General features: G+C 70.1%; 14 protein-coding genes and 1 rRNA gene. 8 read left to right on the forward strand and 7 right to left on the reverse strand.

Features of this window, described 5'->3' with window-relative positions; all coding sequences use genetic code 11:
* A partial coding sequence (locus BFF77_RS03105) for a hypothetical protein (protein ID WP_211280141.1) occupies positions 1-303 on the forward strand: 303 nt, incomplete at its 5' end.
* An 86-nt stretch (positions 304-389) separates the two neighbouring features.
* Positions 390-1,016, forward strand: coding sequence for a sortase domain-containing protein (locus BFF77_RS03110; protein ID WP_066943539.1), 627 nt, complete (start codon positions 390-392; stop codon positions 1,014-1,016).
* Between the two features lie 178 nt (positions 1,017-1,194).
* On the opposite strand, the gene BFF77_RS03115 is transcribed toward BFF77_RS03110, so the two are convergent.
* The 5 genes from BFF77_RS03115 to BFF77_RS03135 all read right to left on the reverse strand — a co-directional run bounded on the left by BFF77_RS03115 (position 1,195) and on the right by BFF77_RS03135 (position 6,271).
* Entirely contained in the window at positions 1,195-1,923 is a 729-nt protein-coding gene (locus BFF77_RS03115) for a phosphatase PAP2 family protein (protein ID WP_066943541.1), read from the reverse strand.
* Positions 1,924-2,215: 292 nt separating this feature from the next.
* Positions 2,216-3,187: a C40 family peptidase gene (locus BFF77_RS03120; protein WP_066943551.1), complete on the reverse strand. Its 972-nt coding sequence runs from the start codon at positions 3,185-3,187 to the stop codon at positions 2,216-2,218.
* A 107-nt stretch (positions 3,188-3,294) separates the two neighbouring features.
* Positions 3,295-3,774: a hypothetical protein gene (locus tag BFF77_RS03125; RefSeq protein ID WP_066943555.1), complete on the reverse strand. Its 480-nt coding sequence runs from the start codon at positions 3,772-3,774 to the stop codon at positions 3,295-3,297.
* A 101-nt stretch (positions 3,775-3,875) separates the two neighbouring features.
* Positions 3,876-5,765: an alpha/beta hydrolase gene (locus tag BFF77_RS03130; protein WP_079124794.1), complete on the reverse strand. Its 1,890-nt coding sequence runs from the start codon at positions 5,763-5,765 to the stop codon at positions 3,876-3,878.
* Positions 5,762-6,271: a hypothetical protein gene (locus BFF77_RS03135; RefSeq protein WP_079124795.1), complete on the reverse strand. Its 510-nt coding sequence runs from the start codon at positions 6,269-6,271 to the stop codon at positions 5,762-5,764. Before BFF77_RS03135 ends, BFF77_RS03130 begins: the two co-directional genes overlap by 4 nt.
* A gap of 539 nt (positions 6,272-6,810) precedes the next feature.
* On the opposite strand from BFF77_RS03135, the gene BFF77_RS03140 reads away from it, so the two are divergent.
* The 6 genes from BFF77_RS03140 to BFF77_RS03165 all read left to right on the forward strand — a co-directional run bounded on the left by BFF77_RS03140 (position 6,811) and on the right by BFF77_RS03165 (position 14,593).
* Positions 6,811-7,119 carry a hypothetical protein gene (locus BFF77_RS03140; protein ID WP_003985768.1) on the forward strand — a complete coding sequence of 103 codons (309 nt, stop codon included), beginning with the start codon at positions 6,811-6,813 and terminating at the stop codon, positions 7,117-7,119.
* 293 nt (positions 7,120-7,412) lie between these two features.
* Positions 7,413-8,264 (forward strand): hypothetical protein, encoded by an 852-nt coding sequence (locus BFF77_RS03145; protein WP_066943543.1) that lies wholly within the window; start codon positions 7,413-7,415, stop codon positions 8,262-8,264.
* On the forward strand, positions 8,254-9,717 hold the full coding sequence (locus tag BFF77_RS03150; protein WP_245703161.1) for a hypothetical protein: 1,464 nt from the start codon (positions 8,254-8,256) through the stop codon (positions 9,715-9,717). Before BFF77_RS03145 ends, BFF77_RS03150 begins: the two co-directional genes overlap by 11 nt.
* A complete protein-coding gene (locus BFF77_RS03155) occupies positions 9,714-11,267 on the forward strand; it encodes an SCO6880 family protein (protein ID WP_066943545.1) in 1,554 nt (517 codons plus the stop codon). Before BFF77_RS03150 ends, BFF77_RS03155 begins: the two co-directional genes overlap by 4 nt.
* A gap of 172 nt (positions 11,268-11,439) precedes the next feature.
* Positions 11,440-12,891, forward strand: coding sequence for an ATP-binding protein (locus BFF77_RS03160; RefSeq protein ID WP_066943561.1), 1,452 nt, complete (start codon positions 11,440-11,442; stop codon positions 12,889-12,891).
* Position 12,892: 1 nt separating this feature from the next.
* The gene (locus BFF77_RS03165) at positions 12,893-14,593 is read left to right on the forward strand and encodes a type VI secretion protein (protein WP_066943547.1); all 1,701 of its coding nucleotides are present in this window, start codon (positions 12,893-12,895) and stop codon (positions 14,591-14,593) included.
* Positions 14,594-14,712: 119 nt separating this feature from the next.
* On the opposite strand, the gene BFF77_RS03170 is transcribed toward BFF77_RS03165, so the two are convergent.
* Together BFF77_RS03170 and rrf are read right to left on the reverse strand one after the other, a co-directional pair.
* Positions 14,713-15,285 carry a GNAT family N-acetyltransferase gene (locus tag BFF77_RS03170; RefSeq protein ID WP_066943549.1) on the reverse strand — a complete coding sequence of 191 codons (573 nt, stop codon included), beginning with the start codon at positions 15,283-15,285 and terminating at the stop codon, positions 14,713-14,715.
* 118 nt (positions 15,286-15,403) lie between these two features.
* Positions 15,404-15,482 (reverse strand): 5S ribosomal RNA (rrf, locus tag BFF77_RS03175); the annotation flags it as partial.

Raw genomic sequence — 15,482 nt, forward strand, 5'->3', positions numbered from 1 at the left:
GCCCGCGGAAGCGCGGGCACAGGCACAGGCACGGGGACCGGCACCGGCACCGGCACGGGAACCAGTACGGCGGGAACGGGCACCGGCAAGGACACCGTCCCCGGGCCCACCGTGGGGGCGCTCCAGATCACCCCGTCCGGCGCGGCCCGAGGCGGCGCGGATCATCTGACCGCCACCGACTCGGTACGCCGGACCGGCGCGCCCGAACTCACCCTCGCCATCGGCGCCACCGCGGCGGCGGCCCTCGGCACGATCCTCGTGGTGCGCCGTCAGCAGCGCCGCGCCACGGGTGACCACCACTGACCGGAACGGCGGGGCCGTCGGGCCCGGACCGCGGAGCGCGTACAGCGCGCACGGCGCACAGGCTGAACAGGGCGGACAGGGTGCTCATGGTCCTCTTCGTCCTCGCGGTCCTGTGCGCCGTGGCGGGTGTCCTGCTGCGTCTGCACCCGCAGCGGCAGGCACCCGCGCCCGGCGCCGCCCCCGAGCCCCGCCTGGTCAGGGTCACGGACCCGCTCTCGGCGCCCGTACGGCTGCGCATCCCGGCGCTCGGCGTGAGTGCGGACGTACTGCCGCTCGGGGTCGACGCCAACGGCGCCCTGGATCCGCCGGGGTTCCGCAACGCGATGAAGGTCGGCTGGTACGCCCTGGGCCCGCGCCCGGGAGAGCACGGCCCGGCCGTCCTCGTCGGCCACCGGGACGCCCCGGCCAACCCGGGCAGCGTCCCGGTGCGCAACGGCCGCGACGACATCAAGAACGCCGTCTTCGCCAAGCTCGGCCGGCTGCTCCCGGGCGATCTGGTCGAGACGGAGCTCGGCGACGGGCGGCGGCTGCCGTTCCGGGTGACCAGGGTCGACACGTACCCGACGAAGAGGTTCCCGACGGGCCTGGTCTACGGACCGGTGCCGAACGCGCAGCTACGGCTGATCACCTGCGGCGGGGTCATCGACGCCCAGGGCCATTGGGATTCGAACGTGGTGGTCAGCGCGGTGGCCTCGGGCCAGGACCCGCCGTGAGAGACCGTGGCCCGGCCGTCCGGACCGCGCGCGGTCGCGCGAGCCGCACAGGACGCGGGGGCCTCGCGAGTCACGGGGGCCACACGGGTCACGGGGGTCGCACGGGTCACGGGGGTCGCACGGGCCGCGCAGGTCACGAGGCCGTGCAGGTGACCGGGAGGCACAGTGGCCACACAGGTCACGCGGCGAGGTTGTTGTCGTCGGGGCGCGGCTCGGGGATGCCGAGGGGCCGGGTCCCGCCCACCGCGCCGCAGCCCGCCGCGCGGTCGGCCTCGCGCGCGGCCCGTGACCGTACGGCCCAGCCGGCCCGCTGCGAACGCGAGACCGCGGACACCAGCGGCGTCAGCAGAGCGAGCACGAGCGGGGTGAGCAGCAGGGCGACGGCCGTGCCCAGCGCGAAGCCGCCGATCACGTCGGTCGGGTAGTGGACACCCATGTAGACCCGGCAGAAACCTTCGAGCAGCGCCAGCCCGATCGCGGCCAGACCGAGCCCCCGGTGCGCGATGAAGACGCCCACGCCGATGGCCATCGCCATGGTGGCGTGGTCGCTGACGAACGAGTAGTCCGTCTTGCCCGCCACCAGCACTTCCAGGCCCTTGTGGTCCAGGAACGGTCTCGGCCGTTCCACGAAGCCCCGGATGGGGATGTTGATCAGCAGCGCGACGGCGGCGGCCAGCGGCGCCCAGAGGAGCCCGACGACGGCGGTGACGGAGTCCTCGGCCGATCCGCGTCCGCGCACGCTCCACCAGCTCCACAGCAGGATGAGCACCAGCGCGGCCATGATCCCGTACTCGCCGACGAACTCCATGACGCGGTCGAACCACAACGGTGCGCCCTTGGCCAGCCCATTGATGTCGTGGAGCAGGCTGACATCGGGGTTCGCCCCATCCAGTGCGAGTCCAGCCATCTGCTGCGGCCCCTTGCCTTGTCGCCCGGCGCGCCGCATCTCCGTGCGCGCTGCCTCTTACCAACCCCCGTGGTCGGTACGGAACATGCCGCGCGATCAATGTGATCAATACCCGGCTGCTGTCCAGGGAACGGCCTGCCCACCTTCTACGTTCCGCTCTCCACCGAACGATCACCATGACGTTATCGAAGAGTGATACGTCGTCCCAGTTCAGAAGGGCTCCGGGAGGGAGAGTTCCGGCCACACGAGGGTCGCGGACCGGGGACCGGAGTCTTCCGGGACGGCCGCGCGGTCAGACGGCCGGCCTGCTCTCCGGAAGATCGGTGGGCAGGGATTTCGCACCGTCCTCGGTGACCCGGGTGGCGCCGAAGTAGTCCGGCGTGTCGATCTTGTCGAACCGGATCACGGCCCCGGTGTACGGCGCGTTGATCATGTACCCGCCGCCCACGTACAGCCCCACGTGCCGAATGGCCCGCGAGTTCGTCAGATCGTCCGAGAAGAAGACGAGATCACCGGGGAGCAGTTCGTCGCGCGAGGGATGCTCACCGGCGTTGTACTGGTCGTTGGCGACCCGGGGCAGCTCGATCCCCACGGTCCGGTACGCGGCCTGGGTCAGCCCGGAGCAGTCGAACCGCCCGCCCTGCTCGGCCGTACCGGTCCCGCCCCAGAGATAGCGCGTACCGAGTTTCTGCTGGGCGAAGTAGATGGCCGAGGCGGCCTGCCGCGACGGCGCGACGCGCCCGACGGGCCGGGCGAAGCTCTTCTCCAGCGTCCGGATGACCTTGACGTAGTTCTGGGTCTCCCGGTACGGCGGCACGCCCCGGTACTTGATGACGGCATAGGCCCCGGCGTTGTACGCCGCGAGCATGTTGTCGGTCGCGTCCCCGGGCACGTCCTTGACGTATCCGGCCAATTCGCAGTCGTACGAGGCGGCGGAGGGAATCGCGTCGGCCGGATCCCAGATGTCCCGGTCCCCGTCGCCGTCCCCGTCGATCCCGTGCGCCTGCCAGGTCCCGGGAATGAACTGCCCGATGCCCCTGGCGTCGGCGGGACTCTGGGCGCTGGGGTTCCACCCGCTCTCCTGGTACAACTGCGCGGCGAGCAGAGCCGGGTTGATGGCGGGGCAGTAGTTGCCCCACTTCTGCACGAGCGGCTGATACGCGGCGGGCACGGCCCCCTTGGCCAGCCCCACGGCCCGCCCGCCGCCGACCAGCCCGGCGGCGGCGGAATAGGTCCCGACGACGAGCAGCGCCACGAAACTCATCCCGACCCCACCGACAGCGGCCACGACCAGCCATGCCTTACGCACCGTCAAACACCCTCCGCGTCAGGGCCACCGTCCCACCCCAGTCTAGGCGCGAACCCCCCAGATCAGGAGACCCCCACAACGGACGCCGAAAGCCCCCCGCCGAACGACCAGAAGTCGTCGTACACATCGGGCCGCGGAATGGGCCCCCCACTGTAGTCCGGCCCGTTGGACGGGGTACGGGGGTCGGCGACGTCGGACTCCTCCACGCAGGGACTGTCGATCTCGAAGAACGCCTGGCCTCCGCCGCCGATAGTGAGACTGACCCCGAAGCCGTCCTCCGACTGCGCATAGATGGCCGGGAACTTCCTACTAGTGTTCACGGACTTGATTTCGTAGCCACTCTGCCGCCAGGAGCGTTCGACCACTCCGAGGAAGTTCCCACGGCGCACTTCCGAAATTATGGTCATTACCACGCGCCGCCTCGTCACGTCGCAACTTCCAGCGGTAGTTTCACCGTGGCTCCAACGGACTTTTGGTTTGATGGCAACGAACGTGGCATCAAGGATCGCATCTGCGCGATTCGCGGCTTCCTGAAGATTCATCTCCGGCGTCTTCTCACTGTTCGACGGGCGTCTTCCCTCAGTGCATCCAACCAGTAGTACGCTCATCAGGATCAGGGCAACGAACACGCTCCTTGTCGGCCTCATCGCAATCGCTCCGTCGTGATCTCTCCAGAGTTACCCGAGACGATGAGGCCAATATTGTCCGCCGATTCTGCGTCCCGCACCGGGTTGAAGTAATTGGAGTGCGCGGGTGTAGCACCTTCCCCATCCAGAACGGGACGTGGACCGTCATCAACCACGAAACGGCGTGCTCCAAAGGACTGACTGGCCGGGTCCTTGCCAAACCAAAGGTCATCATCTCCGACATCACCCACCTCACCACCGAGGTACGCACCAGGTGGTCCTGCCACGTAAAGACCAACTGCGGCAAGAGCGGACTGTCGCTTAGACGGAAGTTTGGTCACCGGGTCGTTCTCAGCAGCGCCGACGAAAACGTGATCGCGCTCGACCCCCAAGTCCGCCGCACGGTCGACACCGACACCTGGACTGCCAACCAGGATGATGTCGTCCACGCCGGGAATTCCGCCTTCTTGCTGTGCTGCGGCACCCACCGTGCGAGAGCCGTAGGAATGACCGATAGCCGTCACGTGAGCATCAGCGTGTTGATTGGTGGCCATGAGCCCACTCATAAAACTGTTGTAGTTGGGCGCAGCCTGCTCAGCCCGGCCCGTTCCCATCACGGCAACATTCCCCTTTAGGCTCTCGTAGTCTGGCATCTGTGGTGCGTCATAGCCCAGCCAGACGACGGCTGCGGTGGACTCGTCATACTTCTGCGCCCCCACCGCCGTGTCCCGCGCCCGCTTCAAGTCGTTCCTCGCGAATTCCTCGTCCAGCGCCGTCCCCAGCCCCGGCACGTACACGGAGACATTCCTCGCCGTGTCCGGATTTCCGTAGGAGACGATCGCCCGGCCATTGCCCTGCTCCCCGAGCCCCAGCAGAAACATCGGCGGATGGCCGCCCGACCGCAGTTGCTCGTCGATCGCCCTCAGGCCCGCCAGCCGCGTCTGCGCGCCCTCGTCCCCCACTCGCCCTTCCAGCTTTCCGATCAGGAGCGCCAGGTTGTCCCTGTTCGCCGCGTCGCGTACCTCCGCCGGGATTCCGTCCAGGTTGCCGATCTCGTCCGGGTAGACCGCCAGATACTCCTCCCGCCGCTCCCGCGTCAGGCCGTCCCACCACGCCTTGCGCTCCGCCGGGGACCTGTCCGTCGGGATGGAGTCCTTGAGATACTCGTCCGCCAGCCCCCGCACCACCGTCGCGTCGCCGTGCGCGTCCGCCCAGATCGCGTCGGAGGTCAGCAGTCCGTCCCGGGGAGCCGTCAGCTTCAGGAGCGTTGCCGTGTAGCGCGCGTCGATCCCATTCGCCTCGCCGACCGCGCACGCGATCGCGTCGGCGATCTCCTGGGCCTTCGCCGCATGGGGATTCGGGGCCGTCAGGGCCGGCGGCGGGGACAGCAGCCTGGGCAGCGGGCTGCCTTCCGTCGTACCGCCCGGGAGCTTGTCCTGTGTGACGAGCTGCTCGCCCGCCGCCGGGTAGCTCACCGAACCGTCCGCGTGGACCGTGAACTTCAAGCCATCCGCGTCGTCCAGCGCCGCCCGTAACCTGCGCTGAGCCTCTCTCAGCTCCTGGGCGAGGCTGTTCAGGGTCGTACGGACCAAACCGCATTCCATATAGACGTACTGGAAACCACGGCTCAACTCGCCCAGCCGCGCACCCGCCGCCTCCACCGCCTCGCCCTCCTGCGTGGCCTGAAGAGCCGCGAGGAGCTGCTTGTCGATGCGGTCCCGTGCCGCGTCCGCGCGGTTGCTCACCCTGCCCCAGCCGTCGGCCGCGCCCTCCAGTTCGGAGCACTTCAGCTCACGCAACTGCGTCCATGTCAGCGCCCCGCTCCAGCCACCACGGCCACCACGGCCACCACCGTTCCAGCCACCACCGCGAACACCACCGCCCCCACCACGACCGGACCCGTTCATCGCGCGCCGCCGCCCGCCCGCGCGAACGACGCCCTGAGCGCCGCCTCGTTCTCGCCCTGCTCCCGCGCGACCGCCCGCAGATGGACCGCCAGGCTCGCGCACTCCTCCATCGCGATCTCGATGCGCCGCTCCCACGACATACGCACCGTCGGCAGCACCGCCGCGGCGCCCAGGCCCTCCGCACCCGCCGCCACGCCCTCGTGCGCGGCGGCGAACTCGCCCCGCACCAGCCCCATGTGCGTACGCAGCGCCTCGGCCGCACCGGCCGCCCGGGTCCAGGGGCCGCCGCTGTGCCGCAGCTCTCCGCCGGGCCCTGCCCCGCCGGTGCGCGGAGCCGGTACGCCAGGGCCACCTGCCAGGTCGATCAAACGCTCACCCCGGCGCGGCCGACCGTCCTGACCCTGTCCGCCCTGTCCGCTCTGCCGCTGGCCCTGCGCGCCCTGCCACTCGCCCTGTCCTAGGCTCTGCCCGCCCTGCCCCTCGCCCTGCCTCACAAACCCCGCCATGCCGCTCTCTCGCCTCTGCTCCTCGCCCGGGATCCTGTTCCTCACCCGGGATGCCGACGGCACTGTCCCAAAGGCGGGCGCGTCGCCGGCCCACCCGTGAACAGGGCGCGGGAGCGGGCACGTACGGCGGAGCCGCCCGGGACGCCGGGCAGTCCTGGGCATCCGTGGGCCACGGCCCGCCGGCCTTACGGCCCGGCGCGGGCGCCAAGTTCACCCGTACGGTTGGCGCGGCGCGGCGGGATCCTCAACTCGCCGCCCACGACCGCCCCGGCCCCCGGGTCCGCGCGGGCCGTGACCGTAAAGGTGTAACAACGACAGTCATTGCCCGCAGTCACGGCCCGTGATACACAGAGTAACCAAGCGCGTACGTGCATGGCCGATCCACGCCAGGCCAGGACGGCATGGTCGGTCATATGTGCGGGGATCGGGTAAAGAGAGCCGCCAAGCGGCATACGGGAGCGGTTCCATCAGCGAAGATAGAGCGTGACCCATGCCATGGGGGCGTGGGCGTGAACAACCCAACAGGGGCGGTGAGTTACATGTACCTGGCGGCCGAGAAGGGCGACATCACCACCATCATCGGTGGCATCGCCCCGAACTGGGGGCCTTTCGGGACTCTGGGGAACGAGGCCCGCGTCATGATCGAGGTGGTGATGGCTGTGGCCATCCTGCTCTGCCTCGGCATCGCGATCTGGGGCGCGGCCAAACAGCGGATCGGAGCGACCGCGCTCAGGGACACGTTCAGCGCGGAACAGGGCAAGGGCCTGATCGTCGCCGGGCTGACCGGTGTCTTCATCATCGGCTCACTGGGCACGCTTTTCACCATCGTGTACGGGATGGCCGTCTAGCCGCGGTCCCCAAGTTCCCGTCCCCGAAGCCGAACGCGAACCTGCCGTCCGGCCCGATCCGAACCCGAACCCGAACCCAGTCCCGTCCCGATCCTGTCCAGATCCCGCTCCAACAGTCCGTACCGGGCGTGCCCGGACCACCTTCAACACCACCTGTCCGTCGCACCCACCGGCTGAGGTTGCGTCTCCCTGATGTCGAGTCACCACACCGCGCCCGCGCGGCAACCAGCACGGCTACCGTCGTACTACGCGGACCACGCGGAACCGCAAACGGCTGAGGGGACGTACGCGGCATGAGCTTCGGCGACGAGCACGGCTACGGCGGCGACCCGGGCCGCGCGGACGACGGTTTCGGCGGCACGGGCCAGACGCGTACCCGCCTGCCGGACGGCAGAAGCGGCGACATGTACGGCGGCGCGCGCCGCCCGGCCCGTGGCTCCCGCTCCCTGATCACCGTGGTCGGCGTGGTCGTCCTCCTCATCGCGGCCATCGCCTTCGCCAACCGCGGCGGCGACAAGTCCGCCGAGGGCGGCAAGGGCACGGGAGGCACGGCGGCCGACCCCACGGCGGCATCGGGCGTGGAGCCGGTCACCGGCAAGAACGGCACGATCCCCTCAGGCTTCGCCCAGAACGAACAGGGCGCGGCAAGCGCGGCAGCCAACTACGCGGTGGCACTCGGCTCCGCGGAGATGTTCGACGCCGAGGCGCGGCAGGGCATCATCCGCGCCACGCACGATCCCACGACCGTGGAGAACCTGCTCAGCGAGATGGAAACGGCGTACTCCCCTGCCTTCTACCAGAACGTCGGCCTCACCGAGGACGGCACCGCCCCCACAGGGCTCACCTTCGTGTCCAGAACCGTGCCCGTGGGCACCAAAGTCACCGATCTGAGCTCCGGCACGGCGACCGTCGAGGTCTGGTCCACCGGTCTCATGGGGCTGGCCGGCGAAGGCTCCACCAAGCCGGTGACCGAGACCTGGTTCACCATCACCGAGAAGCTCAAGTGGATCGACGGTGACTGGAAGATCTCCTCGTCGAGCCAGTCGGAGGGCCCCACGCCGGTCACCGGCGACAACCGGGCCTCCACCGCGGACGAGATCGCCAAGGCCGTTGAGGGATATGGAGGCTTCACCTATGCCCGGTAGCCCCGGTCATCCCCGCAGTCCGGGTAGCCCCGGCAGTGCCGACAGCGGCTACGGCGGCTCCGGCAGCCGCAGGTTCGGTGCCTCCTCGCTCGCCGTGTCCCTGGCGGGTGCCTCGGCGCTGATCCTCGCACTGGCCACCCGCGCGTCCGCCGCGCCCACACCGACTCCCACACCGACCGACGGCGCCTCGTCGGGCCCGTCGGCCGACCCGTCGCCCAGCGCGAGCGAGAACGTCTGCGAACTCATCGTCGGCCGCGCCAAGGAGTACTGCGAGGAGGGCGAGAAGGCCGCGGGCGCCCCGGGCTCCAACGGCATCTCCGACCCCGCCAGCGCCCTCGACCCCCTCTCCTCCCTCGCCAGAGGCTGCGCCGACGCCGCCGCGTGGATCGTCGGCAAGCTCAGTGACGCCGTCAACGAGACCGCCGGCGTCGACTTCACCAACGCCGCCTTCCTGCGCCAGTACGCCGTCATCTTCGCCGCGTCCACCGTCCTCACCCTCGTCATCTGGCTTCTCGCCGTCGCCAAGCGCGCCATCCGCGGCGTCCCGCTGGCCACCGCGCTCTCCGAGGCCATCGGCTTCCTCTGGCTGACCGTCCTCGCCTCCGCCTTCACACCGCTCATCCTCTACACGATCGTCTCCGCGACGGACGGCGTCACCGAGGTCATCGCCACCTCCACCGGCGGCCAGACCGACGTCTTCTTCGGCGGCTTCGCCGAGGCCCTCAAGAAGGGCGACGACATCGGCGGCGGCCCGATCATGCTGATCGTCGTCGCCCTCGTGTCGATCCTCGCGGCCGGCGTCCTCTGGCTGGAACTGGTCATCAGAGCCGCGCTCCTCTATGTCGGCGCGCTGCTCGGCACCGTCGTCTACGCCGGGCTCGTCGACAAGAACATGTGGGGCCATGTCCGCCGCTGGGCCGGCATCATGATCGCCGTCATCCTGGTCAAACCCGTGATCATGATCGTCCTCGGTCTCGCGGGCGCGCTCTCCGCCGACGAGGGCCCCGACGCGTTCTCCGCCGTCGTCTCCGGCCTCGCCATCATCCTGCTCGCCATCTTCGCCTCCGCGATGATCTACCGCTTCGTGCCCGGCTTCGGCGACGAGGTCGCCTCCTCCCGCACCAACCGGAAGCAGGCCACCGACGGCGCCCAGGCCGCCGCCCTCATCAGCTCGCCCGCCGCCCTCGTCTCCCAGGGCATCAAGACCCACAGCAGCCGCAGCCACCAGCAGCAGGGCGACAGCGGCGGAGGCGGCGGCCGACCCGCCAATCCCGTCTCCGGAGGCGTCGCCGCGCACAGCTCACGCAACCCCGGCGGAAGCGGCGGAGCGGGCAGCGGCGGCCTTCCTCCCGTCGCGCCCCCGCCCCGCAGCGGGAACCCCACCAGCGGCACCCCCCACGGCTCACGTAACACCGGCACCGGCAACAACAGCACTGGAGGTGGAGCGCGTTGACGACCCAGGCCCACCCGATCGCGCCCCGTCGTACGTATCTCATCGGCCGCGCCCGGCCGAACGCGATCGTCGGAAAGAACCGCGAGACCGGCGAGATCGCCCTGATCATCGCCGGTGCCTTCGTCGGCATGATGTGCGGGCTGCTCGTGCCCGTCCTGCCGCTGCGGATCGTGACGCTCGCCGGATTCCCGCTCATCGCGCTGGCCGCCGTCTACGTACCGTACAAACAGCGTACGTTCTACAAGTGGTACGAGATCAACCGCAGCTACAAGCGCACCCTGCGCGCCGGCACGGTCTACCGCTCCGCCGCCATGGAGGCCGGCACCTCCCTCGACGGCCGCGAGGTCGAGATCGGCCCGCCTCCCGGCATCGGCCGTATCAACTGGCTGGCCGCGCCCTTCGGCCCCGACGAGATCGCCGTGCTCCTGCACGCCGACCGCCGCACCGTCACCGCCGCCATCGAGATCGAGGGCCCCGGCGTCGGACTGCGCGACAGCGAGGACCAGGAAGCGCTCGTCGACCGCTTCGGCACGCTCCTCAAGCATGTCGCCAACGGGGACGGCTTCGTCACCCGCCTCCAGATGCTCGCCCGTACGCTGCCCGCCGACCCCGACGCGCACGCCAAGGACGTGGCCCAGCGCGGCGATTCCGCCTCCCCCGAGTGGCTCCAGAACTCCTACGACCAGCTCCAGTCGATGGTCTCCACCTCCAGCGAGCAGCACCGCGCCTATCTGGTCGCCTGTATGCACTACACCCGTGAACTGGCCGCCGAGGGCCAGGCCATGGCCCGCGCCGCCCGCCAGGCCGCCGGCGCGAAGAAGCTCGACCGGGACGCGGGCCTCGCCGTCGTCATGGCCCGCGAGCTGACCGACATCTGCGCCCGCCTCGCCGAGGCCGACATCCGCGTACGGCAGCCTCTCGGGCAGAGCCGTCTCGCGTCCCTCGTGCACTCCATGTACGACCCGGACCACCCCATCGACCACATCCAGGCCATGACGAAACGAAACGCCTGGCCGGCCGAGCTCGACGCGATGGAACCGACATATCTCCAGGCCAAGACCCGGGAGTCGTCCACCCGCGCGCCCTGGTGCCACTCCACCGCCTGGGTCAAGGAATGGCCCATGACCCCGGTCGGGGTGAACTTCCTCGCGCCTCTGCTCGTCCATACACCCGATGTGATCCGTACGGTCTCGGTCACCATGGATCTCGAACCGACCGAGATCGCCATCGAGCGGATGCTGACGGAGAAGACCAACGACGAGGCGGAGGCCAGCCGCGCCGCCAAGATGAACCGCACCGTCGACCCGCGCGACATCGCCGCGCACGGGCGGCTGGACCAGCGGGGTGAAGATCTCGCCAGCGGGGCGGCGGGCGTCAACCTCGTCGGGTACATCACAGTGTCGTCCAGGACGCCCGAGGCGCTGGCCAGGGACAAGCGGACGATCAGAGCCTCGGCCGGCAAGTCGTATCTCAAGCTGGAATGGTGCGACCGCGAGCATCACCGGGCCTTTGTGAACACCCTGCCGTTCGCGACCGGCATCCGCCGCTAGCCCGCCCCGCCGCCCCGCCACTCCACTGTGCACGCCCTGCCGGACACCGGCCCGCCGAACACCGACCCGCCAGACCGTCCTGCCAGGCACCGCCTCGCCGGACACCGACCGCCGAGAATCACCGAGAAGCGCTGAGAACCGCTGACAACCGACGAGCCGAAAGGGGCCTGTGGTGCGAGATCCGCTGTCCGTCCTCACGGATGCCTTCACCAGCTTCCTCTTCGGGAAGGTGGAGACGACCAGGCTGCCGGTCCGTACGTCGACGGGCCAGGCCCAGGCCGTCTATCTGCCCACCGCGGCCCCCGGCCTCGGCGACTCGGGCGTGATCATCGGCCGCGAGGTCTACAGCGGCAAAGGCTATATCTACGACCCGTTCCAGCTCTACGGCCAGCAGCTCCCGGCCCCGCACTGGCTGGTACTGGGCGAGTCCGGCAACGGCAAGTCGGCGCTGGAGAAGACCTACGTCCTGCGCCAGCTCCGCTTCCGCGACCGCCAGGTCGTCGTCCTGGACGCCCAGGGCGAGGACGGCGTCGGCGAATGGAACCTCATCGCCCAGGAGCTGGGAATAACCCCCATCCGGCTGGACCCGATGGCGGCCCTCGACGGCGGAATCCGGCTCAACCCCCTCGATCCGTCGATCACCACGACCGGTCAGCTCGCCCTGCTCCGTACGATCATCGAAGTCGCCATGGGCCACGGCCTGGACGAGCGCTCCGGCTTCGCGCTCAAGGTCGCGCACGCCTATGTCAACGAGACCATCGTCGAGCGCCAGCCCGTCCTGATGGACATCGTGGAGCAACTGCGCCATCCGAAGCCCGAGTCGGCCGAGGCGATGAATGTCGACCTGGACGACGTACGGGCCTGGGGCCTGGACGTGGCACTGGTCCTGGACCGGCTGGTCGACGGTGACCTCCGAGGCATGTTCGACGGGCCGACGACCGTGGGCATCGACCTCGACGCGCCGCTGATCGTCTTCGACCTCTCGCACATCGACCGCAACTCGATCGCGATGCCGATCCTGATGGCGATCGTGGGCGTCTGGCTGGAGCACACCTGGATCCGCCCCGACCGCAGGAAGCGCATCTTCCTGGTCGAGGAGGCCTGGCACATCATCAACTCGCCCTTCGTCGCTCAGCTCTTCCAGCGGCTGCTCAAGTTCGGCCGCCGTCTCGGGCTCTCCTTCGTCGCCGTGGTCCACCATCTCTCGGACGTGGTCGACGGCGCGGCGGCCCGCGAGGCCGCGGCCATCCTCAAGATGGCGTCGACACGGACGATCTACGCCCAGAAGGCCGACGAGGCGAGAGCGACCGGCCGGGTGCTCGGGCTGCCGCGCTGGGCGGTGGAGATCATCCCGACGCTCACACCGGGAATCGCGGTCTGGGACGTCAACGGCAATGTCCAGGTCGTCAAACATCTCATCACGGAGGCCGAGCGCCCGCTGGTCTTCACGGACCGGGCCATGACGGAGAACTCCCAGGCGTCGAACGCGGCGGACGCCGCCGACGCCCTGGCAGCGGGACTGCCCCCGGACATGCAGGCGGCGGAGTGGGAGGCCGAGAAACGGGCGATCCTCCTTGAGCGGCAACGGCAGTTCAACGAGTCCTCCGAGTCGACGGTGGCGTGAGATGCCGCGCCACCACGACGTGCGGGGGCAGGGGCAGGGCTACGGGCAGGCCCAGGGCCGGGGAGGGATCCCCGACGGGCTGCTGCTGGGGCTGCTGGGCTTCGTGCTGGGGTTGTCGCTGCTGGTCTGGACGGCCACCGGGCTGGCCGGCCTCTTCACCCACGGAGCCTGGCCGGACGCGGTGACCTACCGCCGGACGCCGCTGGCGATGCGTCAGCTCGCCTCCGCACCGCACGACCTGGCGGGCGCCTGGCCGGACACCCCGCCGGCTCAGCTCTCGGGGTACGGGCTGTTCTGGGGACTGCTGATAAGCCAGCTCATGGTGCTGACCGTCCTCACGGTGTTCGTCCTGGGAGTGACGGCCCGGTACCGCGTGGTACGAGCACGCCGACGCGAACAGCTGCGTGACGAGCGGGAACAGGCCGCCCGCGGCCGGGACACGCGCGACAGCTTCGCCAAGGAGGCCCGGCCGGGCGCCGCAGCGATGGCCGGACCGGGTCCAGCGCCCTCCGCGCGGACGGCGGCGGCCGAGCCCGTACCGACGGCCGCCGAGCCCGGGCCCCAGGTCCCGGCCCATGCCGAGACCCACGCCCCAGTGCGGAGTTGGGCAGCCGCCCAGGAACAGGCCCCCACGGCGCCCATGGCCGTGCCCACGCCCGTCACCTCGGTCGCGTCCGTCACCTCCGTCGCGTCAGGCTCGTCCGTCACGTCCGCGCCCGCCGGTGTCCCCGGCCCACGGACCGCGCCGCGCGTACGGTACGGCGATCCCCTCGTCCGCCGGCCCGTCTCCGTCCAGGCCGTCCTGGACGCCGAAGGTCCCGCCCTCGTCGTCACCTCCGACCCGACGGTATGGGCGGAGACGAAGGACACGCGGGCCAAGCTCGGTCCCGTCCTGCTCTACGACCCGGGCCATCTCTGCGACACCCCGGCCCGTCTCCACTGGTCGCCCACCGCCGGCTGCGAGGACGCGGACACCGCCGCCGCCCGCGCGACCGCGCTGCTCGCGCCCGTACGCCCGCACGCCCTGCTCGACGCCGCCATGGCGGACACGGCCGAAACGCTCCTGCGGTGCTGGCTGCACGCCGCGGCCGTGGACGGACGGCCGTTCAAGCAGGTGCACCGCTGGGCGCAGGGCGGCAGCGCGCACGAGGCGGTACGGATCCTCCGTACGCATCCCAAGGCCACCTCGGGTCTCGCCGGCCTCCTGGAGTCCGCGCTCACCGCGCATCCCGAACGCCGTGAAGTGGCCCAGCAGTTGACGGCCCGTGCGCTGGCCGCCCTCTCGTCGGTCCATATCCGGGACGCCTGCACACCGAACCGAACCGATACGCTCACGCTGGATTCTTTTGTGAACGAGGGGGGCACTCTGTATGTGGTGGGTGAGCCGATCGAAGATCCGCGCTCCCGCCCGGGTGCGATGCCTCTGCTCACCGCACTCACCTCAAGCGTGGTCGAGCACGGCCGCCGCATGGCCGCACGGTCATCTGACGGTCGGCTCGACCCACCAATGACGCTCGTCCTCGACGACGTCGCCGCCGTCGCTCCGCTTCCCCAGTTGCCGGAGCTGCTGGCCACCGGTCAGGACCAGGGACTGCCGACCCTGGTCCTGCTCCGCTCACTACAGCAGGGCAGGGCCCGCTGGCCCGATGCCGACGACATCGCCCACATCGGCGGCATCCAGAGCCTGTCGGACGAGGCATAGCAGGCGCGCTGTCGGGCCAGATCGGGCCGGCGCATCGCCGGGCCGGGCCGGACGGAGTTGGGCCTCCTTGGCGGCCTTCCTTCTTGCCTTCTTGGCGGCCTTCCTTGGCGGGCCTTCCTTCAGGAACCTGCGGGGCTGGGGCGCTCGATAGCCATCTCCAACTCCTTGGCGAGCGGATCGAGCTCGAACGGCAGGACGGTCCCGGTCGGTACGAAGCCGAGCTTGCGATAGGCCGCCCGCGCCCGCGGATTCTGTTCATGGACATAGAGCCGTACCCGGGACAACCGCGGCTCCTGGCGCGCCCACGCCCAGTCGAGCGCCTCCGCGACCAGCGCTCCGAGCAGCCCGCTGCCACGTTGCTCGGGACGCACATAGACACCGACGAGATGGCCCTGTGGCTGCGTGATGGTGGACCCGAAGAAGTCACTGCCGCCGGCCTCCTCGACCAGCATGGCCACGGAACCGGACCAGCTACCGTCCGGCGCCTCGGCGACGAACTGCCGCGAACGGGCGCTGTTCTGGGACGAGGCGTCGGCGGCACGCCGCTGCCAGAACGCGTCGGGGTGCGCGAGCCCTTGCTCGTACGTCTCCAGAAACGCCACCGGTGCGGCCGGATCCTTGAGCGCGGCGAGCCGGATCTCCTTGACCTTGGCCCACTCGTCGGGCCGCACGGCACGTATCACATGGTTCATGCACCGATACTCCGCGCGCGGACCGCCACCCGCAAGGCGGTTTTCGCGCAGGCCCGTAAACGCAGGAATGCCCCGCACCAGAAAGCCAGTCCCTGGTACGGGGCATTCCCTAAAAATTGTTCGGCGGCGTCCTACTCTCCCACAGGGTCCCCCCTGCAGTACCATCGGCGCTGTGAGGCTTAGCTTCCGGGTTCGGA

This window comes from Streptomyces lushanensis (assembly GCF_001700515.1).
GTDB lineage: Bacteria > Actinomycetota > Actinomycetes > Streptomycetales > Streptomycetaceae > Streptomyces > Streptomyces lushanensis.

Coding starts and splice junctions, on each gene's coding strand:
- BFF77_RS03145 (WP_066943543.1), top strand. CDS start 7,413: ATGAGCTTCGGCGACGAGCACGGCTACGGCGGCGACCCGGGCCGCGCG.
- BFF77_RS03165 (WP_066943547.1), top strand. CDS start 12,893: ATGCCGCGCCACCACGACGTGCGGGGGCAGGGGCAGGGCTACGGGCAG.
- BFF77_RS03140 (WP_003985768.1), top strand. CDS start 6,811: ATGTACCTGGCGGCCGAGAAGGGCGACATCACCACCATCATCGGTGGC.
- BFF77_RS03135 (WP_079124795.1), bottom strand. CDS start 6,271: ATGGCGGGGTTTGTGAGGCAGGGCGAGGGGCAGGGCGGGCAGAGCCTA.
- BFF77_RS03120 (WP_066943551.1), bottom strand. CDS start 3,187: ATGAGTTTCGTGGCGCTGCTCGTCGTCGGGACCTATTCCGCCGCCGCC.
- BFF77_RS03110 (WP_066943539.1), top strand. CDS start 390: ATGGTCCTCTTCGTCCTCGCGGTCCTGTGCGCCGTGGCGGGTGTCCTG.
- BFF77_RS03115 (WP_066943541.1), bottom strand. CDS start 1,923: ATGGCTGGACTCGCACTGGATGGGGCGAACCCCGATGTCAGCCTGCTC.
- BFF77_RS03170 (WP_066943549.1), bottom strand. CDS start 15,285: ATGAACCATGTGATACGTGCCGTGCGGCCCGACGAGTGGGCCAAGGTC.
- BFF77_RS03130 (WP_079124794.1), bottom strand. CDS start 5,765: ATGAACGGGTCCGGTCGTGGTGGGGGCGGTGGTGTTCGCGGTGGTGGC.
- BFF77_RS03150 (WP_245703161.1), top strand. CDS start 8,254: ATGCCCGGTAGCCCCGGTCATCCCCGCAGTCCGGGTAGCCCCGGCAGT.
- BFF77_RS03125 (WP_066943555.1), bottom strand. CDS start 3,774: ATGAATCTTCAGGAAGCCGCGAATCGCGCAGATGCGATCCTTGATGCC.